The organism is Pseudoalteromonas sp. NSLLW24 (assembly GCF_015864725.1).
GTDB classification, from domain to species: Bacteria; Pseudomonadota; Gammaproteobacteria; order Enterobacterales; family Alteromonadaceae; genus Pseudoalteromonas; species Pseudoalteromonas arctica.
In genome coordinates this window covers 1-25,151 of record NZ_JADYWQ010000012.1, presented here as the reverse complement: position 1 = coordinate 25,151, position 25,151 = coordinate 1, and the positions used below count along the sequence as shown (strand labels likewise).

Genomic DNA, 25,151 nt, shown 5'->3' with positions numbered 1-25,151 from the left:
TTTTTGTAGTTCAGGAGCACAAGCATTGAGAAAGTTTTTAATATTAACCCTTAGCTTGGCTTGTGCTTACTTTTTTACTGGGTATTTTAGCAACTCACTTCTTTCTGTAGATGGCTATGCGGTCGCCTCTTGGCCGCCCTCAGGAATTGCTTTAGCGAGCTTTTTAATTTGGGGACGTAAGTCATTTATTGGCCTTATTCTTGGTGCTTTCTGTACTAACTTAATTCATCTTGATAACACCGTAGATATTCTTCATTTTAATGTGCTTTTACAAGCTATTTGCGTCACTTTAGCCTCTGTTTTACAGGCTTGGATTGGTCGTCAAATTATAGTAAATGTTATAAAGGCTCCACTAGATTTATCTTCTTTAAAACACAGTGTGCAGAGCTTAATAGTAGCAGGACCAATATGCTGTGTTATTGCTGCAGGTGTGGGAACTAGTTTATTAGCATTGAATAATGTGATCCCTACGCATGCTATTTTTGATAGCTTTATAGCATGGTGGATTGGCGACAGTATCGGTGTACTTATATTTACTCCACTCATGCTCGCAGCCTTTAATTACACGCAAGTACGCCACCGTATGTTGGTAATTTTACCTTCACTATTAATTTATATACTAATCAGCGTTAGTTTTTATGGCGCTGCCAGTGTTAAAAAAGAAAAAGACATTCAAAAGCAAGAAGCCAAAATACTTACTGTGCAAAATGCTATAAGCCAGAAGCTCGATGGTATTACTGCTCACTTAGGATTGTTAGCTACATTTTTTGCTAGTAGTAATGACGTGAACTTTAAAGAGTTTAAACAATTTACTTCAAAGCAGTTGGACTATAGCCAAGAAATTTTAGCATTTGAATGGATACCTTATGTACCAGCAAATAAACTCGCAGATTTTGAAACACATGAAAATACAGCCACAGGCAAACCTTTATATATAAAAGAAAAGTCACTTGATGGAGGTTGGCAACCTGCAGGTACTCGTAGTAATTACTTTCCTGTAAAATATGTATATCCCTTAAAAGATAATGAAGGTGTTTTAGGGTTTGATTTAGCTTCTAGTAAAGTAAGAGGTGCAGCGCTTAGCAAAGCGAAAGAGCTTAATGAACTTGCACTAAGTGAGCCAATTAATTTAGTCCAAAATACAGCTGAAGACGGTGTACTCTTTTTATATCCTGTTTTTGGAGAGTCGTCTACCGAAGATGATTTTCAAGGTTTTGTGGCTGCGATTGTCAGTCTGAAACGCTTATCGCAAACACTATTATTTGATCACAACAACTCAATTTCAGTCAGTTTTTTTGATACAACGATACCAGGGAAAAAGCAGGCAATTTATATTGCCGATACCGATAACTCGCAAACGCTGTTTAAAGAATACCAATTGTTGATTGGCAAACGCATGTGGCAGGTCGAGTTATATGAACCAATAGTTAGAACGTCTTGGTTAATGTATTGGCTTGCACAAATAGTAGGTATGTTGTTTGTGTGGTTACTGATTACATTTTTGATTTCAGTTACAGGTACAAACATACAAATTCGCGAACAAGTGGCTAAGCAAACGCATACATTACGCAAAGAAAAACAAAAAGCAGATGAAGCGAGTCATATTAAAGGACAGTTTTTAGCAAACATGAGTCACGAAGTCCGCACCCCTATTAACGGTATAAAAGGGCTGCATTATTTAGCGCTGCAACAGAATGATTGGCAACAAGCAAGGAGTTACATTGAACAAGCAGATGGAGCACTGGGTGTTTTACTGCGGGTATTAAACGATGTGCTCGACTTTTCAAAAATGGAAGCAGGCAAGCTAGACTTAATGCAAGAGCCTATTAACGTAGCGAGTTTAGCGGATGAAATGCTTAATTTACTTCAGTTTGAAGCTGACATTAAATCAATAAAGTTAAGTCTCGATTTTGATAAAACATCAAATTTGGTCATTAATACCGATCCAATCCGCTTAAAACAAGTGCTGCTGAATCTGCTCAATAATGCGGTTAAATTTACAGGGGAAGGTGAGATCACTCTGAAAATTTGGCAGTCGAAAAAAATGACTTACTTTAGTATTAACGATACGGGTATTGGTATTAGTAGCGAAGCACAAAAACAATTGTTTAAACCGTTTGCGCAAGCCGATAGCTCAACCTCACGTCAATATGGTGGTACAGGCTTAGGGTTAAGTATTTGCAGAAAGCTGGTTGAGTTAATGGGTGGTGCAATTGATTTAGTTAGTTATGAAGGCAAAGGTTCTACATTTACATTTAGTTTGCCGCTTATATCGCCTTTACCAAAGGCAGAGCAAATTCAACAGCAATACGACGAAATAGATGTAAGTACCTTATCATTCGCAAACTATAAGTTACTTTTAGTCGAAGATAACCCACTTAACCAGCATGTTGCCAGTGCCATTTTAAAAACAAAAGGGTGTATTGCCGACATTGCTAATGATGGTTTTGAAGCCATAGAAAAGCTAACCGAAAATAGCTACGACATTGTTCTTATGGATATTCAGATGCCAAAAATGGATGGACTCCAAGCAACAAAAGTAATTCGTTGTGATTTAGGGTTAATTGATTTACCCATAATAGGGCTATCGGCGAACGCCCATGACGATGACGTTAAAAAGGCATTAGCCTCTGGAATGAATAGTTATATTACCAAACCTATTGATGCAAATACGCTTTTTAAAACTCTTTGGCACTATTTATCAAATAAATAAGTAACGTTATTTTTTGCACAAAAAGCAGACATATGACCGCTTAAACTTAACGCAAACCATATAGACTTGAAAAATAACTATATCTGCGTATCATGCGCGCAAATTTAACTAAACTGGGTTGCTATTATGATCAATAGAAAATTACCTTTGCTAGATATTCACCGTCATTTAGATGGTAATGTACGTGCGCAAACCATATTAGAACTTGGTCGTCAGTTTAATATAGAGTTACCTGCAGATAACGTTGAGGCATTAATTCCTCATGTTCAAGTTATTGACCCTGAGCCAAACCTTATGGCTTTTTTACAAAAGTTAGATTGGGGTGTCACTGTACTTGGCGACTACGATGCGTGTAGACGCATAGCGATTGAAAACATTGAAGATGCACAAGCACAAGGCCTTGATTATGTAGAGCTTCGATTTAGCCCTTACTACATGGCACAAAGCCAAGGTTTACACCCAGAAGGGGTTGTAGAGGCGGTTGTTGATGGTATTAAATCAGCTACAAAGGGTGCAAATATAAAAGCTAACTTGATTGGTATTTTATCGCGTACTTATGGCGTAAAAACATGTCAAAAAGAGCTTGATGCTTTACTCGCATTTAAAAATGATTTAGTCGCTGTTGATTTAGCCGGTGACGAAATTGGCTTTCCTGGTGAGTTGTTTGTAGAGCACTTTAAACAAGTACGAAATGCTTATTTAGCTTCGACTATTCATGCTGGAGAGGCACTCGGTGCTCCAAGTATTTGGCAAGCAATTAATGAGCTAGGTGCAAGCCGAATAGGGCATGGCGTTAAAGCTATTGAAGATCCAAAACTAATGGATTACTTACGCGATAACCGTATTGGTATTGAGTCGTGCTTAACAAGTAATATTCAAACCAGTACAGTAAACGATTTAGCTAAGCACCCACTTAAACAGTTTTTAGATCACGGTATTTTAGCGTGTATTAATACTGATGACCCTGCGGTTGAAGGCATTGAAATTGAGTACGAATATACCGTTGCAGCACCTAAAGCGGGCTTATCTCAAGCTGATATGGAAAAAGCCCAAAAAAATGCATTAGAAATAGCATTTTTAAGCGATGGCGATAAAAAAGAACTTTCAGCAATCGTTAGCGCACGTTAATTTAAGAATATTAAAAATGCCGCTTTATATAAGCGGCATTTTTGTATTTGTAATGTCAGTTTAATTAACGCGTTTGACAGCTTATGTAATTATCGTAAAGCGCTTTAAGTACGTCTGCTCGGCTGATCATACCGATTACTTTAACACCCTCTACAACAGGGTAGTTTTTTGGTTTACCGGGCTGCATTTGCTCTGCAAGCTCAATAATATTGGTATCGCCGCTAACGGTCACTACCTTTGTTTGCATAAGTTGCGATACTTTAACCATCCCATCACAAAAATAACTGCTTTGCGTAAGTGGTTTTAATAGTTCTTGCTCAGATATAAATCCGACTAGGCATTTATCTTTATCAAATACTGGTGCGCCAAGTAGTTTAAATTTTTGTAGTTCTGCGATGGCTGTCGTCATTTCTGTATCTGGTGTGATATTTGGCAACTTGCGTTGCATAAAATCTTTTACTTTTGTATTTAGCATTTGGGTCTCTCCCGCTGATGTTCTATACAAAGTATGGTTTATAGATAGGGATTTAGGAAATTGTTTATGTTGATGAGATTGATAGGTTTTAACTATTAAGTATTTGTTGTTATATAAAATAAAAGCACCGATTAGGTGCCTTTATTCATAACTGAAAGTTAATTTCAATTATTTGATAAATGCGAATGCATCTGCGTACATGTTTTCACGAATTGCACCATGAGTAATAAAGTCATCACGGACAATACCTATCATGTCAAAACGACCGGCCATATAAATATCGTATGGTTCAAGTGATACAATATCTTGCATTACCGCTTTATGTACATAGCCAGTGTGACCTTGCCAATTAGCAGATGGATTTTCTACCACAGGGATAAACTCAAAGTTTTTGTGGCTATCGGCCCATGTTTGCATTTCTGTATGTGCGTATAAAGCTGACTCTTCTTTTACACCCCAGTAAAATAATACAGGACGGTCGCACTTAATTTCAGCTAAGTGATCAGCCATTGATTTTGCGTATGAAAAACCAGTGCCACCGGCAAGTAAAATAATAGGGCGCTCACATTGCAGGCGCAACTGTGAAATACCCAAGCCAGCTTCAATGTCTACTAACTGCCCAGTGGTATGGGCGTTTCGTAAATGTTCCAGCGATTGCATTGCATACGAATCGGCACCTGACGCGCCAATATGCAGTTCTATTGCATCGCACTGTGAAGGGCGACTAGCTATAGAAAAAGCACGTTTGTCTTTTTCGCCCAATACGAGTTGCATGTATTGGCCAGCTTCAAAGGTCACAGGTTGTTGTGGCTTTAAAATTACTTTGTGAACAAATTCTGTAAGTGGGCTGATAGCTACAACTTCAGCTTTTAATGTTTGCATTTTTTACCTTTTAGCAGCGCTTTAAACAGCAGATACGCAATCGAATGACTCGATTCTAGCATATCTGCAGGGTTATTTTATAGCCTGTTATGTACTTACATATAAACACTTAAAGAATATTAAGGCTTTCCCAAATATCATCTACGCGGTCTTTGGTGTCTTTATCCATAACAATAGGCTCGCCCCATTCGCGGGTGGTTTCGCCAGGCCATTTATTGGTGGCATCCATTCCCATTTTTGAACCAAGGCCAGAGACTGGCGATGCAAAATCGAGATAATCAATAGGTGTGTTTTCTATTAATGTTGTATCGCGAGCAGGATCCATTCGGGTTGTTATAGCCCAAATAACATCTTCCCAATCACGGGCATTAATATCGTCATCGCACACAATTACAAACTTGGTATACATAAACTGACGTAAGAACGACCAAACTCCCATCATCACGCGCTTAGCATGGCCAGGATATTGTTTTTTCATTGTTACAATCGCCATACGGTACGAGCACCCTTCAGGCGGCAGATAAAAGTCGACGATTTCAGGAAATTGCTTTTGTAATATCGGCACAAACACTTCATTAAGTGCTACACCTAAAATTGCAGGCTCATCAGGCGGACGGCCAGTAAATGTGCTGTGATAAATAGGATCTTTACGATGCGTTAAGTGAGTTACCGTCATTACTGGAAAGTCATCTACTTCATTATAGTAACCGGTATGGTCACCATAAGGGCCTTCTGGCGCCATTTCACCTGGCATAATGTAACCTTCAAGTACTATTTCTGCACTGGCAGGGACTTGTAGGTCATTTGAAATAGATTTTACAACTTCGGTTCTGCTACCACGTAATAAACCAGCAAATGCATATTCGCTTAATGTGTCGGGTACAGGCGTTACTGCACCTAATATAGTAGCTGGATCGGCACCTAGTGCTACCGAGACAGGGTAAGGTTGCCCTGGGTTTTCTTTACACCATTCCTGAAAATCAAGCGCGCCACCACGATGCGACAACCAACGCATAATTATTTTATTTTTGCCTAATAATTGCTGGCGATAAATACCTAAATTTTGGCGCTTTTTATAAGGCCCTTTAGTGACTGTAAGGCCCCAAGTAATTAATGGCGCTGCATCACCTGGCCAGCAATGCTGAATAGGTAATTTAGTTAAGTCTACATCATCACCTTCTAAAACTACTTGTTGGCAAGGCGCTTTTTTAACTTCTTTTGCAGGCATATTAAGCACTTGCTTAAAAATAGGTATAGCACCTAGAGCTTCTTTAATACCCTTTGGTGGATCAGGTTCTTTTAAAAAAGCGAGTAGCTTACCCACTTCGCGAAGCTCGCTAACATCTGTTTGGCCCATGCCCATTGCTACGCGTTTTGGTGTACCAAATAGGTTGGTAAGCACCGGCATATCGTAGCCTTTTGGATTTTCGAATAATAACGCAGGGCCTTTTGCACGCAATGTGCGATCAGATATTTCGGTCATTTCAAGATACGGGTCGATTTCTTGGGTGATACGTTTAAGTTCGCCTTTTTTTTCAAGCAAATCGATAAAATCACGTAGATCTTTATATTTCATTGTGGGCCGCTATTAAGCAAAAGAGTTGAAGTATTATACCCATTTCATGCAAGCCAAGTCATTACTTGCACTTAAAACTTAAAGCGCTCTACGGCACTTGTTAAGGAGTGTGCAAGTTGATTTACGTCTTCACTTTCGCTTGCTAGGGTTGTCGCGTTTTTGGCATTCAAGGTTGCTTGCTCTGTCACCTTGGCCATTATTTGTTGAATGTCGTTACTGTTAGTCAATTGCTCATGTGATGCATGAGCAATCTGCTCACTCATCTGATTAACAGACAACAATGTGCTTTTAATACGCTCTACGGCTTTATTTAGTTCAGTGCTGTTTTTAACACATTGCTTGGCTTGGTGTTGGCCATCGGTAATGTGTTCTTGAGTTGTTTGAGTGTGCTGTTGCAATGTTTGGATCATGGTGTTTATTTCGCTAGTCGAGGTCTGTGTACGTGCAGCTAATGATCGAACCTCATCAGCAACTACAGCAAACCCGCGTCCGTTTTCACCCGCTCGCGCTGCTTCAATTGCAGCATTGAGTGCCAATAAGTTGGTCTGCTCGGCAATGCTGCTAATTGTTTCAACAATGGCTTCAATAAGCTGAGTGTGTTGGGCTAGTTCCTCAGTGCTGCCTACTGCTTTATCAAGGCGCTGTAATAAAGTTTCTATACTTAGACTATTTTTATTAGCAATCTTGTTTACGTCATTGGCAAATTGCGATGCATTGGTTATTTCACTTGATGTTTTATCTGCTTGTTCATAAACCGCTTGTGAGTTGGTTAGCATATTTTGTGCAAGCGATGTTGCCTGCGCGCTTCGCTCCAACTGCTGTTGTGCAACAACCGTCATTTGCTGACCTTTTTCACTGGTTTTAATAGCGCTGCGGTCTAGTTCATGGGCGTCACTACTAATTGCGCCAATTAACTGGGTAAGGTCTTCACTGAGTTTATTTATGTTATTTAGCAAAGTACCAAATTCATCTTTACTGCGCGGATGGCTTCGCTTTGATAAATCACCTGAGGCGATTCGGGCTAAATCGCGGTTTACTTTTTTAAGCGGTTTTAGCATTGCGCGAGTTGTAAAAATAGAGATAGCGATAATCAATATAATTAAAACAAGCGTAATAATTACTACAGAACTAATCCCTGTATTTATGGCGGCCTTTGCATTAGTTTGTAAGGCATTAAAGCGCTCATCAGCCAATTTATTAAGTTCAATAAGCTGACCTTCTGTTGTTATAAATTGCTGTTGAAAGTGTTCAAAATTTTGAGCCGCAGCAATAGTACTTTTGAGTACTTTATTTTGTTGGGCATAAATTCCTGTATCGTTGTTAAGTAACTCTCTTAATTGATTAAATTTAGCCGTTAAATTTTTAGCATTAAACGCATTATTAAAAGGTAGCGCTTGTTGCTCTAAATAGGTGAAATTAGGTTGGATGTTATCTAGTAGAAATAGGGTATCTTGCTGATGGCTATTTAAATCATTGATACTTGTAGTTTGAGTAATGCTTTTTATATTATTGCTTAAGTTAAACAATAAATCATCTATACGGGTCGCTGTTCCAAACATCGCATTAAGTAGCGCCTGCTGTTTTGCAGGCACTTCTAAAAGTTCTATATCAAGTAAGTTAGAACTTAAATTGTAAAGTTGCTCGTTAAACGTTGCTGATAATTCTATGGTGGAATTTTGCGCTACAAACTTACTCTCTTTAGCACTAAACATTGCGACACTTACTTTAGTCAGTTGCTCGAAGCCTGCGTTGGTACTGGTGAGTAAATTTTGCATTGTTATTTGTTGATTTAGTTGAGTGCTTAACGAATTGAGCATATCGCTAAATTGTTGTTGTTCAGCTTGCGCCTGTTTTTTATTTTGTTGAAGTAAATCAAGGTTTGCTTGGCTGTAAGCTAAGGCATTAAATTTGGTAATAGACAGTAATGATAGCCTTAAATCTTTACTGAACTGTTGTACCGGAACTGCTAATTTTTCGGTTCGGGTATTGTTAACGCTAATTTTGTTTAATGACCAATAAAAAAACACACTACTTGTTAGCACCAATAAACCAATGGCTGTAAAAGCTAAAATTATTTTATGTTTGATCGCAATTGAACGCATAACTTCATCACAATAATGGGTCTTTAATTATTGTAGCATTGCTGTAATTTATTGGTTGGTTTTGTGTTAAACCTTGATGCACTGTCTTTTTTTACCAGCAATGATTAGCATGGCTTCATTTCCCTTACCCCAAAACAGTACCTCTTCACTTATATATTTATTCCCTGATGCACTTTTTTCGTGATTAAGTACATGCACTTTATTGTTAAAGATAAGTTCGGCTTCAGAATTATTAATGATATTGAGTTTTACGCTCTCATCATCGCATTGGTAAGCAGTACTGGTTTGTAAATCACTACATGCGGTTAAGCTTAGTAAAATAGCGATTAATGCTAAATATACTTTCATTTTTCCTCCCATCTTCTTTAAAAGTTAGTTAAAACACAGGGCAAAATTTTAATCTAATGTAAGAATAACAAAGCAAAATTAACCGTTGGTGAAAGTAGCGCTTTACGTTATGTTTATAGCAATATTTTTTGAGCTCGGAAGCTTTATGGCAGGCACTAACCTTTTAACGTTATTAGACGATATAACCACTTTACTTGATGACATTGCGACAATGAGTAAGGTAGCAACAAAAAAAACAGCGGGTGTATTAGGCGATGACTTAGCGCTCAATGCACAGCAGGTTACAGGTGTTGCAGCAGAGCGTGAATTACCGGTTGTTTGGGCTGTGGCAAAGGGCTCATTTTTAAATAAAGCGATACTCGTACCCGCTGCTTTATTAATAAGCGTATGGCTGCCTTGGTTAATAACACCGCTTTTAATGATGGGTGGTTTGTTTTTGTGTTTTGAGGGAGCTGAAAAAGTATTTGCTAAGTTTTTGCCTCATCACAATGAAGTGGTAGATGAAGATGAAAAATTAGATTTAGTTGAGTATGAAAAACAAAAAATAAAAGGGGCAATAAGAACCGACTTTATTCTTTCTGCCGAAATTATTGTTATTACTTTAGGCACTGTGGCAGGCGCTACATTACTTAACCAAGCTTTAGTGCTTTGTGTTATCGCAATTATAATGACGATTGGCGTTTATGGCTTAGTGGCCGGTATTGTAAAGCTGGATGATGCCGGGCTTTATTTACTCAACCAATCTAAAGTGTCAGCTAATAAATTTAAAGAGTTACTTGGTAAAGGCTTACTCGCAGCAGCGCCTAGGTTGATGCAGTTTTTAGCATTTGCGGGCACCATTGCAATGTTTTTAGTAGGCGGCGGGATTTTAGTGCATGGTGTTGAGTTACTGCATCATACTCAAGTGGATGTAACAAGCTATGCTCAGTCTGTTGCTGGCGGCACTGGAGAAGTATTAGCGCCTCTCTTGTTTGATGGTTTGCTAGGTGTTATTGCCGGCTTAGTTGTTGTGCTTATACATGTAAGTTATACAAAGTTATTTAAAAAATAGTTTATAGCTGGCGTACTTGTTGCGCCAGCTATATTTAAATTCACTCATTCACAGTTAGCTATTTTACAAAGCGATTCTAATTCAAATTGTGCTTTAGTATTTTTTTGCTCAATGGCCTTTTTATACCAATAAATAGCCTGTTGATAATTTTGAGCTATTCCCTGACCATCACGATACATTTGCGCTAAATTTAATTGCCCCCATTGAGAACCCGCTTCAGCAGCTAGCTTAAAGCTATTAAATGCTTCAAAAAACAACTTATCTTTAAAATAAATAATGCCTTGTTGATTGTTTTTATCGAGTTTTAAACCTTTATATAGTGGCTTAGGTTTGGGAGGAAACATCACAAACCCGCCATAAAGGCTGTTGGCATAAGGTCGCAGCACGTCATAAATAGCTTCGTCTTTATATAAACGCTTTACTTCATCACGAGGGAGGGTGATTGTTTTAGTGGAGAAGTAATTGTCTTGAATTAGTTGGCTGGTACGCATTGCCAAGGTAATACTATTATTACGTTTATAGCTGTAGTTGCTTATCTGAAAGGTAATAAACTGCTTATCAAAACTTAAAACTTGAGCAATTCTTAAATTGGTTAGGGTCCAGGGTTCGTGTGTAAATTTGTCGGCGTGTACTAAGTAGGTGTCATATATTTTAGGTGTATTCAAATAGCTTTGCTTTTGAGTCTCGGTATCAAGGTGTTGTTGATAAAAAAACGAAACAATCCAAAGCAATAAAAATACGCCAATAAAGTATTTAGGTAGGCTTAGTTTTTCTATTAACGGTAGTTGCGGTATTTTAACAGGTTCGCTTTTTCCGCATTGATAGCACTCGCGTTTATAGCTTAATTTTAAGGCAAGCATAGGTAAAATGCTAAATCGTAAATAGCGGCTTTTATTTACTAAATGGTAGGCGTCGCTTTGGCAGTGAGGGCAGCGTGTTATTTGTGCAAAATGTGGAAATGATTCACTCGTGTTGAAAAGTAACATAAAGCACGCTCCTTGTTTAATTACCTAAAGGTAAAACAAGAAGCGTGTTAGTTAAAGCTACAAACTGTAAGTAAGTATGTCTGTTATTACTTATTTTGAGCTTTAGGCTTGATAGTGGTTTTTGCATCGGCAGCCATTAGAGCAAATACAGCATATGCAGCGGTATTTTGACGAAGCTTAGCAGGTGTTACTTTATCAAGCGTATCGTCAGCTGTATGGTGGTAATCAAAGTAATCTGTTCCATCTTGAGCAAGTTCAAAAATAGGCGCTGACGTTGCTGCTTTAAGTGGAATTAGATCGGGGCCACCATTCGCTTGGTTTTTACCAATGTACTCAATATTTAACGGCGCAAGTTCTTTTGCTATAGCGCGAACTACAGGAAGTGACTCTGCGCTTACGTTCGACTCAAAAGCATATACAACATCGGCGCCAAAATCAGACTCAGCGGCTGCAACAATATTGCTTAGCTCGTTTTTATGCTCTGCAAAATAAGCTTTTGCACCCCAAAGACCTAGCTCTTCAGCTGCAAAAAGTACCACACGAATACTGCGCTTAGGACGTTTTACATCGCTAATATGTTTAGCGGCTGCCATTGTTAGTGCAACGCCTGCGCCGTCATCTAATGCGCCAGTCCCTAAGTCCCAAGAATCTAAATGCCCGCCAATTAATACATATTGCTCAGGGTTTTCGGTACCATTAAATTGGCCAATAACGTTATAACCAGTGCCTTCACCAAGGCTTTCGGTTTGCACATTAATATTTACCGATACGTCTTTATTTAAAGCAACTAAGCGTGCTATTTGATCTGCATCTGGGTTAGCAATTGTTACGTTAGGTATTTTTGTAACACCTTCTTTGTAGTAACTACCGCCGGTGTGTGCAAAGCGATGATGACCGGTACTAACCGAGCGCATCATGAAGGCAACAGCGCCTTTTTTAGACGCTTCTATAGCGCCTGTACCGCGTGCTTTTACAGCCGGCCCGTAACCATTCCCGTCTATATCGCGGTTCATGCGGTAATTAATATATGCAATTTTATCTTTTAAACTGTTCGCCGGTGCGGCTTTTAATTCATCAAGTGTTTCGAATAATACAACCGGCGCTGTAATCCCATCTTTTGGCGTGCTTATACTGTTACCTAATGCAGTTAAGTGCAGTGGTTGCTCGCTTGGTGTTAGTATTTTTCCGCTTTCGCTATAACGACGCCATTTAGGAAACGTGGCTTTTTCTAGCCATACTTTATCAAAGCCCAGTTCATTAAATTTGGCTTGAGCCCATGCCACTGCTTTTTTATCGTTTTCAGTGCCGGGTAAGCGAGGACCAACTTCAGTTGTTAATGACTCTAGTAATTTATAGCTTAAATCACTATTTAGTGCAGAGGTGCGCACTTCGTCTACTTGTTGTAATTGCTTTTGGGTAAATTCGGCGCTGTTAGCGTTTGCAGCCATACTGCTAGTAAGCAGCAGTGCGGTAATTAATTTTTTCATTTTTGTAGGCCTTTTTAATAATTAGCGCTATTAGAGCATGTAACAAACATGATAAAAAATAGATGAGATGAATAGGCTTTGTAATAGGTTTAATGCTGTTAAGTGTAAATATTTAGATATAAAAAAGCCCGCGTAAATGTACGCGGGCTATATTTTAAAGCTGTTATTTAAGGCATTTATTTAAAAGCTAAATTGCGCAGCTAAACGAAGATTTGTACCCTCGCCAACAGTTACATTATTTGTGCCGCCACCACCTAAATAGCTTTTATCAAATAAGTTTTCGATGTTAAGGCGTAAGTTAATATCGGTATTACTTAAGTTAAACTTATAAGTTGCACCTACATCAACACGTGTATATGCATCTTTAGTAATTGTATTATCGCTATCTGCAAAGCGCTCGCCTTCATAAAAAGCACCAGCGTTAAAAGCAATCGCATCATTTAGCTCATAACGAGTCCACAGAGATGCTGACCATTTAGGTGCGTCGGTTGGGCGTTTACCTTGCAGCTCCTCATTCGCTCTTTCATAGTTCGCATCTAAATACATCGCAGAGGCCATTACAAATAAACGATCTGTTGCAGCGCCTTGTGCTGCAACTTCAAAGCCTTTGTGGCGTTGTTCGCCAACCTGATTTGTCTCGGTTGTAACTGAGCCAATAGGAGCCTCAAGGTCTTCAGTGACCAGCGTTCCGTTTTTACTTATATCGAAAACGGCACCACTAAGCAGTAAACGGTCATCAAGCAGTTGCCATTTTATGCCAAGTTCTCTTTGTTCAGAGGTAACAGCATCTATTTCCATACCGAAGTTAATATCAGTTTCGTCGGTGATGGTCTCATTTTGTGGCTCAAAGCCTTCTGAGTAACTAGCGTATATAGTTGCAGAAGCATTTGGGTGATAAAGCACACCTACTTTTGGTACAAATGATTCGTTATTTTGGCCTTCACGCGTTTGCTTATCGTAACGGCCACCTAGCGATAATTGCCACTCTGGTGAGAACGAAATTAAGTCTTGGACGTAAATACCGTAGTAGTCGTATTCAGTTTCGCTTATTGTATCATCTGTTTTATAGCTTATTGATGGACGAGATGGCTCGTCTTGACCTGCTGAATAGTAAAGGTATTCTTCTTTAGGCAGTGCTGTGCGTAATTGCCCGTAGTAGTAATCAAGCGAGTTAGCGCCTACTAATAACTGGTGTTGAATGCCCGCGGTTTCAAACTCACCAATAAAATCAATAAATGCAGTTTTAAATTGCCAATCATCAAAGCGATCGTAAGGGCGAGATTCATAGCTGTCACCTTCAGCAAAGCCATTAGGCATGCGAGGTGCTGACTCAAAGCGTTGGCGTTCAAACGTTTGTTCGTTGTAACCAAGTTTTACTTGCCAGTTATCGGTTAAAAATACTTCTAGGTCTACACCTAGGTTTTCTACGGTTATGTCGGTAAATGCCCAAGACATATCACGGATTGTTTTATCATCACCAATTACATTGGCGTTTTCGTCTATCCATGCGCCAGTATCTAAACCGGCTTCGTCGTCTGTGCGGTCGTAATGCACACGTACTAATGCGTTGTCGCTAATATCGTAATCTACAACTAAAGCACCTAAAAAGCGGTCACGCTCGCGGTTTTCACCGTTTTGGTATTCACGCCAGTAATCAACATCTTGTTTAACTAAAATACCACGAGCACGTAAATCTTCAGATTCAGTCAAGGCACCTGCAGCATCAACCATAAAGCGCGTTGAGCCATGTTGATCTACATCGGCACTGGCATTAAATAATGTTTGTGCTGTAGGCTTTTTAGTAACCATGTTCACCAAGCCACCCGGACCTGATTGACCATATAAAATGCTCGATGGGCCTTTAATTACTTCAACTTGTTGTAAAATTTCGATTGGTTGTTGGTAGTGCGACCAATGCTGATGCCCATCACGTAAATAACCTGTTGATGAGCTTAGCTCAAAGCCGCGCAAGTTAAATACCTCACGATTTCGTTGTTGTGAGCCTGCAGTTAAGCTTGCGTCATTTGTTAGTACTTCGCCAAGGGTAGTGGCAAGTTGCTCACTAATAATAGTGTCGGTTATTACGGTTACAGATTGTGCGGTTTCAAGTAATGAAGCTGATGTTCTCATTGCGCCATTAGCGTTATCTACTTTGTAATCGTTAAAGTAGCTACCTTTTACTTCTATACGCTCAAGGTCAGTAGTGTTTGCGTATGTGTTTGTTGTAATGCTTGCTAATAGTGCTATGTAAAGAGAATTCAGTTTCATTGTTTGCTTCCAGCAGTGATATGTAAAAAACAATCGCGATCTTAATGCAAACTACTATCATTTTCAACACCTTTTGTTAACGTGCTTTATTATGTGTTTGTTAATGGTTGCTAATTACGAATTCTGCTATTATTAGCAGCATATTTAGTGGGGCTTTCCCCCACGTTATTTTTATTGCTATGGAACTTACTGTGACTTCAACTGCTTTTTCATCTTTGGCTTTACCAGCTGGACTCGTTGATAATTTATCAACACTTGGTTATGCGCATATGACACCTGTACAAGCGCAAAGTTTACCGCCTGTACTTGCTGGTAAAGACATCATTGCTCAGGCAAAAACCGGTTCAGGTAAAACTGCTGCGTTTAGCTTGGGTGTGTTAGCTAAATTAAACGTAAAACGCTTTCGTATTCAATCTTTAGTCTTGTGTCCTACTCGTGAGCTTGCCGAGCAGGTTGCGGTTGAAATGCGTAAATTAGCGCGCGGTATCCATAACATTAAAATATTAACGTTATGTGGCGGTGTATCAATTGGTCCACAAATAGGCTCGCTTGAACATGGCGCGCATATTATTGTTGGCACACCTGGGCGTGTTGATGACCATATTCGTAAAGGTACTTTACGTTTAGATGATGTTGAAACATTGGTACTTGATGAAGCCGATCAAATGCTTGATATGGGTTTTCAAGATACACTTGATGCAATTATTGAGCGCATTCCACAAAATCGTCAAACATTGTTATTTAGTGCAACATTCCCAAGAGCTATTGAAGCAATTGCTAAGCGTGTACTTAAAAATCCAGAAATGGTTAAAGTAGAAGAAGAGCAAGCCAAAAGCACAATTAAGCAGTACTTCTACAAAATGGATAATAATAAGCAGCGCTATCCAACGCTAAAATTATTATTACTTAAATTTACACCACAAAGCTGTGTTGTGTTTTGTAATACTAAAGTAGAAACACAACAAGTGTGTGACGATTTAGCTGATGAAGGCTTTAGTGCTGTTTCGCTACACGGTGATTTAGAACAGCGCGATCGTGAACGTACGTTAATTCACTTTTCAAATAAAAGTGCTTCAATACTTGTTGCAACCGATGTTGCTGCACGTGGTTTAGATATTGACGATATGGATATGGTGATTAACTACCATTTAGCACATGACACGCAAACACATGTGCATCGTGTTGGTCGTACAGGACGAGCTGGTAAAAAGGGCATTGCATGTTCTATTTACGGTGAAGCAGAAGCGTTTAAAATTGCTCAAATAGGCGAACATTACGAACGTGATATTACTCCAGAGCAAATGCCACCATTTAATTTATTAGACAAGCCACCGTACCGCCCTGAAATGGTTACTTTGATGATTGATTCAGGTAAAAAACAAAAAGTACGTGCAGGTGATATTTTAGGTGCTTTAACGGGTAAAGATGGGGTTGCAGGTCGTCAGGTGGGTAAAATTAACGTACTTGATAACGTAGCGTTTGTTGCTGTTGAGCGTAACTCATTAAAACCTGCGCTTCGTAAATTAACCGAAGGCAATATTAAAGGGCGTAAAATACGCGCACGTCGCCTTACTCGTTAATTTAAACTTCTAAATTAATAGATTAACGAGCAGCTACCTTTAGCTGCTCGTATTGTGTTTGTATTTTTTTAAACTCAACTTCACAGCCATTTGGTTTATCTGGGTGCACTTGTAATGCAAGTTGTCTCCAGCGCTTTTGAACATTTTTAAGAGTGAAATTTTCAGGTAACTTCCATTCTAAAGCCAATGCTTTAAATTCATTTTCATTTAAAGTCTGTTGTGGTGATATCGTTTTAAACTGACGCCAAAAGCTATTTAAAAGCTCATCAATCTGCTCTTCACTGGTATCGTAATTATGCCAATCTAAATAATAATCTCGCAAATTTTCGCTTGTTGTTACTAAACTATTATCTCCTTTTTCTAAAAGCTCGATATGCAGAGCTGAAATGAGTAAACTCTGAGGGCGTAATTGTGCCTGCAGTTGGTACAGTGCATTCATAATTAAAAAGTTACGTTTAAATAAATCACGTTCAGGACTTTTATCGAGAGTGGTCATAGCGCTGCGGTTTGTCAGTTCTGCTGCTAAAGTATGAACTTGCCAAACCTGCTTTGTTAGTATTAGCTCAAAAATCTCATCAATCAGTGGGTTAAGCATTGTTTAGGTCCTAGTAGTTGGTGTATCTTCAATAAAGATTACACTGATATAAGTAACGGTTTGAAGGATTAAAATTATGCTGGGCAAGTTAAAATGCCTCTTATTTACTATATGCTGTGTACTAATAGCTCCTAGCTATGCCCAAAATAATGATTCGTTATTTGAGCAATTCAAAAACGAAGTGCAGTGGGAGCCTAAATTACAATTAGCAAACATGCTACTTGCTAATAAAAATGCCTCCAAAAAAGAGCGTGTCGCTGTTTATTCGGCATTGGGTAATACTGCGTTATCGGTTGATAATTTTAAAGACTCATTACATTACTTTAAATTACTTGAACAACATACTTCGGATACTTTCTTCCCTGATGAGCACTTTCGTGCAATAAAAATGCAAGGTGTTGTACTTTTTTATCAAGGCTTATTTCAAAAAGCGATTATTGAATATACCCGTACCCTAGCATTAGCAGAAAAGAATAAGCAATTACTAGAGCAGGCAAACTTATTAAATAATATTGGTTTGGCCTATTTTAATATGAATAAGCTAGGCGATACCCTAGAGTTTTATTTAAAAGCAAAAGCTATCTACGAGGCGTACGGCAGCGAGCAAGATAAAACCGATATACTACTTAATATAGCAGGCGTTTATATACGCTTATCACGCTACGATAGTGCGTTTGGTCTTTATCAAGATGTACTTAAGGTTTATCAACGATTAGATGATAAAAGCGGTATTGCGCAGGTATATAACAATATGGGTGTTGCCCATATGGAGAGTAATCAATTTGACTTAGCACTGCATTATTACCAGCTAGCGCTACGCTATTATATTTCAGCTAATGATTACAATAAGTTATCTACACAATATACAAACCTAGCAAATACTAATTTAGTATTAAAAAAAGTGGATGAAGCGTACGAGCAAGCTAAATTAGGTGAGTACTACGCCCTTAAAATAGATAACCATAATTTAGAGCTTAATGCGCTACATGCGCTGGCTAAAATTCAGTTTGTTAAGGGCAACTTAGAAGAGGCGCAAATAAATTTAGATAGAGCAATTTTACTTGCTCATGAATATGGTAGTGAGCGAATAATTAGAGAGAGCTTGGGGGCCAAAGCACTTCTTGAAGCCAGTAAAGGCGATTATTCAAGCGCAATGGCTTTGCAACAAAAATATATTAGTGAGTTGCGAAAGCTCAGAAGTACGGCAATTATAAATGCACTAGCGGTACTTCAGCATCAATTTAAAGCAACGCAATTAAACCAAGAGATAGAAAAACTTAAACAAGATCGCCGTGTGCAAGAGCTAAAAATGTCGCAGCGTTCTCAGCTTACTTTATTCTCTTTTTTACTATTACTTTTAGTTGTCGTAACTGGTATTGCGCTTTATCGCCGTGGTGCAGAAAAACGCGCTAAGCAGCAGTTAACAGAACAAGTTACGCAACGTACTGCAGAATTGCAGGCAATTGCACAAGAGTTGAGAGAAGCCAACGATGTTAAAAGCCAGTTTTTGGCTAATATTAGTCACGAAATTCGCACTCCACTAACGGCTATTTTAGGGCAAACAGATGCTTTAATTAATGAATTATATGAGCCTGAGTCACTTAAAGATGAATTAAGAGTAATTCAGCGTCACAGTGACCATTTAAAAAGCTTAATAAATGATGTACTCGATTTAAGTAAAATTGAAGCCAATAGATTAGAGTTAAATATTTCGTGCTTTGATATTGTAGAGCTCGTAAATGATGTGCACGCAATGTTTATCACCCAAGCAAAAGCAAAAAATCTACATCTTATTTTAGACAATCAAGTGGGTAATGAGTTTTACACTAAGCTGGATTTAATACGCGTAAAGCAAATTCTTATAAACTTATGTGCAAATGCTATTAAGTTTACTCATTCTGGGCAGATCATTATTGCATTAAATAAGAGTGAGCAAGGACTAGTTATTATTGTAAAAGATACCGGTATTGGTATGAGCTCTAAACAGTTAAAGCTTATTTTTGAATGCTTTAGCCAAGCTGATAACAGCATTAGCCGTCGCTTTGGTGGTACAGGGTTAGGCCTTAGCTTATCGCAACAATTAGCTGCGATGATGGGTGGTTATATCAGCGTACAAAGCGAATACAAAAAGGGCAGTCAGTTTTCGTTCTTTTTACCGTGCGCAGAAGTAAATAAATCGCAAAGCATGATTGAAACTCAAAGTGCTCCTAAGGCAAATAAGCAATTGGCAGGTCGTGTCGTACTTGCGGAGGATCATCCTGATAATCGTAGGTTAATAAGTCGCTATTTACGCTCAATGGGACTCGAGGTTATTGCTGTTGAAAATGGTGAGCAAGCGGTAGAGCAGTGCTTAAAAGAATATCCAGATTTAGTATTGCTCGATATTCAAATGCCAGTGATGGATGGGCGTTCTGCTTTTCAGCTATTAAAACAATGTGGTTTTGAGCGACCTATTTTTGCTTTAACAGCAAATGCTATGAGTCATGAAGTGGATGGTTATTTAGAGTTAGGGTTTACTGGTTACTTAGGTAAACCGATAGACAAAGAGTCATTTTATAAAGCGCTTTCTAGTCACCTACATAATGCAGAAGATCAGCCAATTACAAAGCAAAATGAAGTTGATATGAGCGATCTTGTGATTAGTTTCAAACAGAGCTTTGCTTTGGAGAGTGAAACGATTACGCAGCATTTTATAAGCGAAGATTTAGATGCGCTACAAAAAGATAGCCATCGCATTTTAGGGGCTGCACAAATGTTTGGTTTGGATGAAATTGCGCAATCGGCTAAAAATTTAGACAGAGCACTTCTACGCAGAAGCCAAAAAAGCAGTGCAAATGACTTTAAAGCGCTCGTTGATACGCTGCAGGGTGTACTTAAAAAGTATAATGAAAGTTAAACTGTATTTAATCCAGACACAAAAAAAGCGCCTAAGGCGCTTTTTTTATTCAATTAAAACGCTTTTATTGGCGTCTCATCGAATCAAAAAATTCATCATTGGTTTTGCTCATCGATAGTTTATCGATTAAGAATTCCATTGCATCAATTTCTGACATGTCATGAACAATTTTACGTAAAATCCAAAGCTTTTGAAGTTCATCTGGTTTTGTTAGTAATTCTTCACGACGAGTACCTGAGCGGTTAAAGTCGATAGCTGGGAATACACGTCTTTCCGCAATTTTACGGTTAAGGTGAAGTTCCATGTTACCAGTACCTTTAAACTCTTCGTAGATAACTTCATCCATTTTAGAGCCAGTATCGATAAGAGCTGTAGCTATGATTGTTAAGCTACCACCTTCCTCAACGTTACGTGCGGCACCAAAGAAACGCTTAGGTTTATGTAATGCGTTAGCGTCAACACCACCAGTAAGTACTTTACCTGATGAAGGAATAACGGTGTTATAAGCACGTGCTAAACGAGTGATTGAATCCAATAAGATAACAACATCTTTTTTATGTTCAACTAGGCGCTTTGCTTTTTCGATAACCATTTCGGCAACTTGTACGTGACGAGAAGCTGGTTCATCAAACGTTGATGCAATAACTTCACCTTTAACTAGGCGTTGCATCTCTGTTACTTCTTCCGGACGTTCATCAATAAGTAAAACCATTAATGTTACATCAGGATGATTGTGCGTAATTGATTGTGCAATATTTTGAAGTAGCATTGTTTTACCCGCTTTTGGCGGAGCTACTAACAAACCACGTTGGCCGCGGCCAATAGGAGATGCTAAATCAAGTACACGGGCTGTAATATCTTCTTTACTGCCGTTACCACGTTCCATGCGAAAACGTTCGTTTGCATGTAATGGAGTAAGGTTTTCAAAAAGAATTTTAGTTCGAGAGTTTTCAGGTTTATCAAAGTTAACTTCATTTACTTTAAGTAAAGCAAAGTAACGTTCACCGTCTTTAGGTGGACGAATAAGACCTGAAATTGAATCGCCAGTACGCATGCTGAAACGGCGAATTTGGCTAGGTGAAACATAAATGTCATCTGGGCCAGCTAAGTAAGAGGCTTCTGATGATCTTAAGAAGCCGAAACCATCTTGTAAAATCTCTAATACACCGCCGCCGAAGATATTCTCTCCGCCTTTGGCATGGGATTTAAGAATGGCAAAAATGATATCTTGCTTTCTTAAGCGGGCTACGTTTTCGAGCCCCATGGACTCAGCTAAGTCTACAAGCTCTTTAATGGACTTGTCTTTTAATTCGCGTAAATGCATATTGGTGGGTTCTTTATTACAGTTGTCATACTCAAAATCGCTTTGATCGTTGAGTGAGGTTTGTTGAATATAACTAAGGATTAGTTGGCTTTATAAACTAGCAGTTCACTGGCAAAGCGTCCAGTCTTTATACAAAATAAATTTAAAAAAGGGCAAAAAGCCCTTTTTATTGTTCTAGCTTACAGTTAGATGTTGTTTTCTAAAAACTCAATAAGTTGAGTTTTTGAAAGAGCACCTACTTTCGTTGCAGCTACTTGACCATCTTTAAAAAGAAGTAAAGTAGGGATACCACGAATACCAAATTTTGGCGGTGTGCCAGCATTTTGGTCAATGTTTAATTTAGCAACAGTCACACGGCTGTCGTATTCATCAGCAACTTCGTGAAGAATAGGGGCGATCATTTTACAAGGTCCACACCATTCAGCCCAGAAATCTACTAGTACTGGTTTGTCAGATTGTAATACGTCAGCTTCAAAGCTATCGTCAGTAATTTGGATTATTTTCTCGCTCATTGCGCTCTCCGATTTAGTTAGGCGAAATATTTAGTGCGTATTTAAACACTCTTGTTTCTTATTGCAAGTTTAAACGTTATGCTTAAACGCTATGACTAAGACACATTTAACCGATAAAAAGTTTTCAGACTTTGCTATCGCGCCGGAAGTGGTTGCCGGTTTAACCGAGAATGGGTTTGAATATTGCACACCTATTCAAGCAAAATGCCTACCTTTTATTTGTGATGGACGCGATATCGCGGGCCAAGCTCAAACAGGTACAGGCAAAACGTTGGCGTTTTTAACTGCCACGTGCCATCGGTTATTACAATCTAGCAAAGCACCTAGTAAACATCCAAGAGCCCTGATCATGGCCCCTACTCGGGAGCTTGCGATTCAGATACACAAAGATGCTAAAATTTTAGCGCCGCACTGTAATCTTAACTTAGGTTTAGTATATGGTGGCGAAGATTACGAAAAACAACGTGCACAACTAGAAAAAGGCGTTGATATTTTAATTGGTACTACAGGTCGTCTAATTGATCTGTATAAGCAAGGCTGTTACACCCTTAATGAAATTGAGGTAGTCGTGCTTGACGAAGCTGATCGTATGTTCGATTTAGGTTTTATCAAAGATATTCGCTATATGTTCGATCGTATGCCAGATACATCAAAGCGTTTAAACTTATTATTTTCTGCCACATTATCGTATCGCGTACAAGAATTAGCTTTTGAGCACATGACAAACCCAGAACATGTTCAAATTGAACCTGACGTTAAAACGGGTAAACGTATTCAAGAAGAGCTATTTCATCCTTCGCAAGAAGATAAAATTAAGCTGTTGTTAACCTTAATTGAAGAAGAATGGCCAGAGAAAGCAATCGTGTTTGCAAATACCAAGCACAGTTGTGAAACAGTATATGCTTGGCTTAAGTCAGACGGTCATCGTGTAGGTATGCTTACTGGTGATGTTAACCAGAAAAAACGCCAAACTATATTAGCGCAGTTTAGCAAAGGCGACTTAGACTTTTTAGTTGCGACTGATGTTGCAGCGCGTGGTCTTCATATTCCAGAAGTAAGTCATGTATTTAACTTTGATTTACCTGACGATTGTGAAGATTATGTTCACCGTATTGGTCGTACTGGCCGCGCTGGTGCATCAGGCCACGCAATTAGTTTTGCATGTGAGCAATATGCATATAACCTGCATGAAATTGAAGAATATATAGAGCACAGCATTCCTTTATCACATTATGATAAAACAGCATTGCTAGATGATTTAACTCAGCCTATTATTCAAAGAAAGCGCAACTATTCAACAGGTCCACGTAACCGTAGTAATAACAGCGGACGTCGCCCAAATAATAGTTACCAAAAAGGACGGTCGTAAACGACCGTTTGTATAAGTAGTAGTAACTAGAGGTTTTTGAACGGTGGGGCAACTTAAACCGCAAAAAAATGTGTACGCAGTTATTGATTTGGGCTCAAATAGCTTTCATATGCTTATAGCCAAATCAATTGCTGGCGGTCTACAAACAATTGGACGTGTTAAACGCAAAGTCCGATTAGCCGCAGGGCTTGATAAAGATAACGTATTGAGCACTGAAGCAATGCAGCGAGGCTGGGAATGCCTTGCCCTTTTTGCTGAGCGTCTACAAGATATCCCAGATAAAAACATCACCATAGTAGCAACAGCCACCTTACGGTTAGCAACTAACGCCGAAGTATTCAAAAATCATGCAGAAAAGATTCTTGGCCATAACATTAATGTTATTAGCGGAGAATTAGAAGCGCGTACAATTTATAAAGGTGTTGCTCATACTTCATCTTGTACTGGCAAACAGCTTGTTATTGACATTGGTGGTGCAAGTACCGAAGTTGTAATTGGTAAAGCATTTGATGCCTTACATTACAAAAGCCTCAATATGGGGTGTGTTACCTATCTTGAACGCTATTTCAAAGACTGCCAATTAAGTAAGAGTAACTTTAACGCAGCCATAAAAGCAGCTCGTACAGTCATTGATGAAATTTCTCCAGAATATAAAACAGCGGGATGGCAAATTGCATCTGGTGCTTCTGGCACAGTGCAAGCAATTCAAGAAATTATGGTCGCTCAAAATCTTGACGATTTACTTACGCTTGAAAAGCTCAACACTATAAAAGAGCAAGCAATTGCATTTAGCACTATTGCAGCGCTAGACCTTCCTGGATTAAGTGAAGACCGTCGACTGGTATTTGTATCAGGGCTCGCAATCTTAATCGCACTATTTGAATCTCTTGAAATAGAAAAAATGGGATTGGCGGGTGGAGCACTGCGTGAAGGCGTTTTATATAGCATGGTTCCGGAGTTTCATAATAACGACATTCGTAAACGCACAGTTGATGGGTTTATGAGTCGTTATCACGTTGATCAAAAACAAGCGTGTCGGGTTTCAAGCTTAGCTATGCAGTTAGCGGTAAGTATTGATAAAGATTGGCCAATTGAACGTTTAAATGGGTTACCACTATTAAAAGCGGTAGCGCAGCTCCATGAGATTGGATTACTAATAGAATATAAGCAGTACCATAAACACACCGCTTATATTTTGGAAAATACCGATATGCCTGGTTTTTCACAGTCAGAGCATAAATTAATAGTAGCGGTAGCAGATGCGCATCGTTCTGATTTTCCAAAAGGCTGTTTTAATTCACTCGGCGTAAATAGTCTATTGGCGCAATATATAGTGAGATTACTACGGATAGCAGTCATCTTATCAATGCGCAGACAAGATGATGTACTGCCTATGTTTGAGTTAACTGCTAAAAATGAAGTGTTAGACCTTAAGTTTGAAAGTAACTGGTTAAAAGATCATCCATTAATGGCCAGCGAGCTACAACAAGAGTCTAAACAGCAAGGTAAACTTGGGTGGAAGCTCATAGTAAACTAATTAAAAAGGCCCATCAGGGCCTTTTTAGTGTTTAAAGTAACCATTTCGATGCAAATATGTGCGAACAGCACATTATTTCAAGTTTTCTTCAAAAAAGGGTTGATCTGTTTTCGGATCTCCCTATAATGCGACCCCACTGAGACGGGAAACGCCAACGCATAGCGAGGCACGAACAACTCAGGGTGTTAAGTAAAACTTAGGTTTTAAATCTTCCAAAAGAAAGTTTAAAACTAAGTGTTGACTCGAAAAATAAAGGGTGTATTATTCGCATCCCTTGAGACGCTAAAGCGACTCAAAACGTTCTTTAACAATATAAAGCAAT

At 38.8% G+C, this 25,151-nt stretch carries 18 protein-coding genes; 7 read left to right on the top strand and 11 right to left on the bottom strand.

The window, feature by feature from the left end; all coding sequences use genetic code 11:
- Window positions 1-25 precede the first annotated feature (25 nt).
- Both I6E72_RS13185 and add read left to right on the top strand, forming a co-directional pair.
- Window positions 26-2,713 (top strand): CHASE domain-containing protein, encoded by a 2,688-nt coding sequence (locus I6E72_RS13185; protein WP_165736043.1) that lies wholly within the window; start codon window positions 26-28, stop codon window positions 2,711-2,713.
- Window positions 2,714-2,839: 126 nt separating this feature from the next.
- Window positions 2,840-3,841, top strand: a complete 1,002-nt coding sequence (gene add / locus I6E72_RS13180) for an adenosine deaminase (RefSeq protein ID WP_007580566.1) — start codon at window positions 2,840-2,842, stop codon at window positions 3,839-3,841.
- A gap of 64 nt (window positions 3,842-3,905) precedes the next feature.
- Here the strand turns inward: add and I6E72_RS13175 are convergent, their stop codons facing one another.
- The 5 genes from I6E72_RS13175 to I6E72_RS13155 all read right to left on the bottom strand — a co-directional run bounded on the left by I6E72_RS13175 (window position 3,906) and on the right by I6E72_RS13155 (window position 9,224).
- Window positions 3,906-4,316 (bottom strand): CBS domain-containing protein, encoded by a 411-nt coding sequence (locus I6E72_RS13175; protein ID WP_024592608.1) that lies wholly within the window; start codon window positions 4,314-4,316, stop codon window positions 3,906-3,908.
- A gap of 168 nt (window positions 4,317-4,484) precedes the next feature.
- The gene (gene fre / locus I6E72_RS13170) at window positions 4,485-5,198 is read right to left on the bottom strand and encodes an NAD(P)H-flavin reductase (protein WP_024589658.1); all 714 of its coding nucleotides are present in this window, start codon (window positions 5,196-5,198) and stop codon (window positions 4,485-4,487) included.
- Between the two features lie 109 nt (window positions 5,199-5,307).
- Complete coding sequence (gene ubiD / locus I6E72_RS13165; protein ID WP_007580574.1) at window positions 5,308-6,774, bottom strand: 4-hydroxy-3-polyprenylbenzoate decarboxylase; 1,467 nt, start codon at window positions 6,772-6,774, stop codon at window positions 5,308-5,310.
- A gap of 71 nt (window positions 6,775-6,845) precedes the next feature.
- Complete coding sequence (locus I6E72_RS13160) at window positions 6,846-8,876, bottom strand: methyl-accepting chemotaxis protein (RefSeq protein ID WP_165736044.1); 2,031 nt, start codon at window positions 8,874-8,876, stop codon at window positions 6,846-6,848.
- 66 nt (window positions 8,877-8,942) lie between these two features.
- On the bottom strand, window positions 8,943-9,224 hold the full coding sequence (locus I6E72_RS13155; RefSeq protein ID WP_007580576.1) for an MliC family protein: 282 nt from the start codon (window positions 9,222-9,224) through the stop codon (window positions 8,943-8,945).
- Between the two features lie 145 nt (window positions 9,225-9,369).
- Between I6E72_RS13155 and I6E72_RS13150 the strand changes: the two genes are divergently transcribed.
- Complete coding sequence (locus tag I6E72_RS13150; RefSeq protein WP_024592606.1) at window positions 9,370-10,275, top strand: DUF808 domain-containing protein; 906 nt, start codon at window positions 9,370-9,372, stop codon at window positions 10,273-10,275.
- Window positions 10,276-10,319: 44 nt separating this feature from the next.
- On the opposite strand, the gene I6E72_RS13145 is transcribed toward I6E72_RS13150, so the two are convergent.
- The 3 genes from I6E72_RS13145 to I6E72_RS13135 form a co-directional block, all read right to left on the bottom strand.
- The gene (locus tag I6E72_RS13145; protein ID WP_024589662.1) at window positions 10,320-11,261 is read right to left on the bottom strand and encodes a tetratricopeptide repeat protein; all 942 of its coding nucleotides are present in this window, start codon (window positions 11,259-11,261) and stop codon (window positions 10,320-10,322) included.
- Between the two features lie 86 nt (window positions 11,262-11,347).
- Entirely contained in the window at window positions 11,348-12,748 is a 1,401-nt protein-coding gene (locus I6E72_RS13140) for a M20/M25/M40 family metallo-hydrolase (RefSeq protein WP_197112584.1), read from the bottom strand.
- 180 nt (window positions 12,749-12,928) lie between these two features.
- Complete coding sequence (locus I6E72_RS13135) at window positions 12,929-15,016, bottom strand: TonB-dependent siderophore receptor (protein ID WP_121954362.1); 2,088 nt, start codon at window positions 15,014-15,016, stop codon at window positions 12,929-12,931.
- Window positions 15,017-15,207: 191 nt separating this feature from the next.
- On the opposite strand from I6E72_RS13135, the gene dbpA reads away from it, so the two are divergent.
- Window positions 15,208-16,596 (top strand): ATP-dependent RNA helicase DbpA, encoded by a 1,389-nt coding sequence (gene dbpA, locus I6E72_RS13130; protein WP_007580581.1) that lies wholly within the window; start codon window positions 15,208-15,210, stop codon window positions 16,594-16,596.
- 22 nt (window positions 16,597-16,618) lie between these two features.
- Here dbpA and I6E72_RS13125 read toward each other — a convergent pair whose 3' ends face one another.
- Window positions 16,619-17,191, bottom strand: coding sequence for a DNA-J related domain-containing protein (locus I6E72_RS13125; protein WP_121954361.1), 573 nt, complete (start codon window positions 17,189-17,191; stop codon window positions 16,619-16,621).
- Window positions 17,192-17,267: 76 nt separating this feature from the next.
- Here I6E72_RS13125 and I6E72_RS13120 point away from each other — a divergent pair, with 76 nt between their 5' ends.
- The gene (locus I6E72_RS13120; RefSeq protein WP_007580583.1) at window positions 17,268-20,087 is read left to right on the top strand and encodes an ATP-binding protein; all 2,820 of its coding nucleotides are present in this window, start codon (window positions 17,268-17,270) and stop codon (window positions 20,085-20,087) included.
- A 64-nt stretch (window positions 20,088-20,151) separates the two neighbouring features.
- Here the strand turns inward: I6E72_RS13120 and rho are convergent, their stop codons facing one another.
- Complete coding sequence (gene rho / locus I6E72_RS13115; RefSeq protein ID WP_002960945.1) at window positions 20,152-21,411, bottom strand: transcription termination factor Rho; 1,260 nt, start codon at window positions 21,409-21,411, stop codon at window positions 20,152-20,154.
- A gap of 185 nt (window positions 21,412-21,596) precedes the next feature.
- On the bottom strand, window positions 21,597-21,923 hold the full coding sequence (gene trxA, locus I6E72_RS13110) for a thioredoxin TrxA (RefSeq protein WP_002960942.1): 327 nt from the start codon (window positions 21,921-21,923) through the stop codon (window positions 21,597-21,599).
- Window positions 21,924-22,014: 91 nt separating this feature from the next.
- Between trxA and rhlB the strand changes: the two genes are divergently transcribed.
- A complete protein-coding gene (gene rhlB, locus I6E72_RS13105; RefSeq protein WP_002960940.1) occupies window positions 22,015-23,292 on the top strand; it encodes an ATP-dependent RNA helicase RhlB in 1,278 nt (425 codons plus the stop codon).
- A gap of 43 nt (window positions 23,293-23,335) precedes the next feature.
- Window positions 23,336-24,829 (top strand): guanosine-5'-triphosphate,3'-diphosphate diphosphatase, encoded by a 1,494-nt coding sequence (gppA, locus tag I6E72_RS13100; protein ID WP_007580584.1) that lies wholly within the window; start codon window positions 23,336-23,338, stop codon window positions 24,827-24,829.
- Window positions 24,830-25,151: the final 322 nt, after the last annotated feature.

Bases quoted from the DNA above. Each gene is read 5' to 3' on its own strand.
- add (WP_007580566.1), top strand. From the start codon at position 2,840: ATGATCAATAGAAAATTACCTTTGCTAGATATTCACCGTCATTTAGAT.
- I6E72_RS13175 (WP_024592608.1), bottom strand. From the start codon at position 4,316: ATGCTAAATACAAAAGTAAAAGATTTTATGCAACGCAAGTTGCCAAAT.
- fre (WP_024589658.1), bottom strand. From the start codon at position 5,198: ATGCAAACATTAAAAGCTGAAGTTGTAGCTATCAGCCCACTTACAGAA.
- ubiD (WP_007580574.1), bottom strand. From the start codon at position 6,774: ATGAAATATAAAGATCTACGTGATTTTATCGATTTGCTTGAAAAAAAA.
- I6E72_RS13160 (WP_165736044.1), bottom strand. From the start codon at position 8,876: ATGCGTTCAATTGCGATCAAACATAAAATAATTTTAGCTTTTACAGCC.
- I6E72_RS13155 (WP_007580576.1), bottom strand. From the start codon at position 9,224: ATGAAAGTATATTTAGCATTAATCGCTATTTTACTAAGCTTAACCGCA.
- I6E72_RS13150 (WP_024592606.1), top strand. From the start codon at position 9,370: ATGGCAGGCACTAACCTTTTAACGTTATTAGACGATATAACCACTTTA.
- I6E72_RS13145 (WP_024589662.1), bottom strand. From the start codon at position 11,261: ATGTTACTTTTCAACACGAGTGAATCATTTCCACATTTTGCACAAATA.
- I6E72_RS13140 (WP_197112584.1), bottom strand. From the start codon at position 12,748: ATGAAAAAATTAATTACCGCACTGCTGCTTACTAGCAGTATGGCTGCA.
- I6E72_RS13135 (WP_121954362.1), bottom strand. From the start codon at position 15,016: ATGAAACTGAATTCTCTTTACATAGCACTATTAGCAAGCATTACAACA.
- I6E72_RS13125 (WP_121954361.1), bottom strand. From the start codon at position 17,191: ATGCTTAACCCACTGATTGATGAGATTTTTGAGCTAATACTAACAAAG.
- I6E72_RS13120 (WP_007580583.1), top strand. From the start codon at position 17,268: ATGCTGGGCAAGTTAAAATGCCTCTTATTTACTATATGCTGTGTACTA.
- rho (WP_002960945.1), bottom strand. From the start codon at position 21,411: ATGCATTTACGCGAATTAAAAGACAAGTCCATTAAAGAGCTTGTAGAC.
- trxA (WP_002960942.1), bottom strand. From the start codon at position 21,923: ATGAGCGAGAAAATAATCCAAATTACTGACGATAGCTTTGAAGCTGAC.
- rhlB (WP_002960940.1), top strand. From the start codon at position 22,015: ATGACTAAGACACATTTAACCGATAAAAAGTTTTCAGACTTTGCTATC.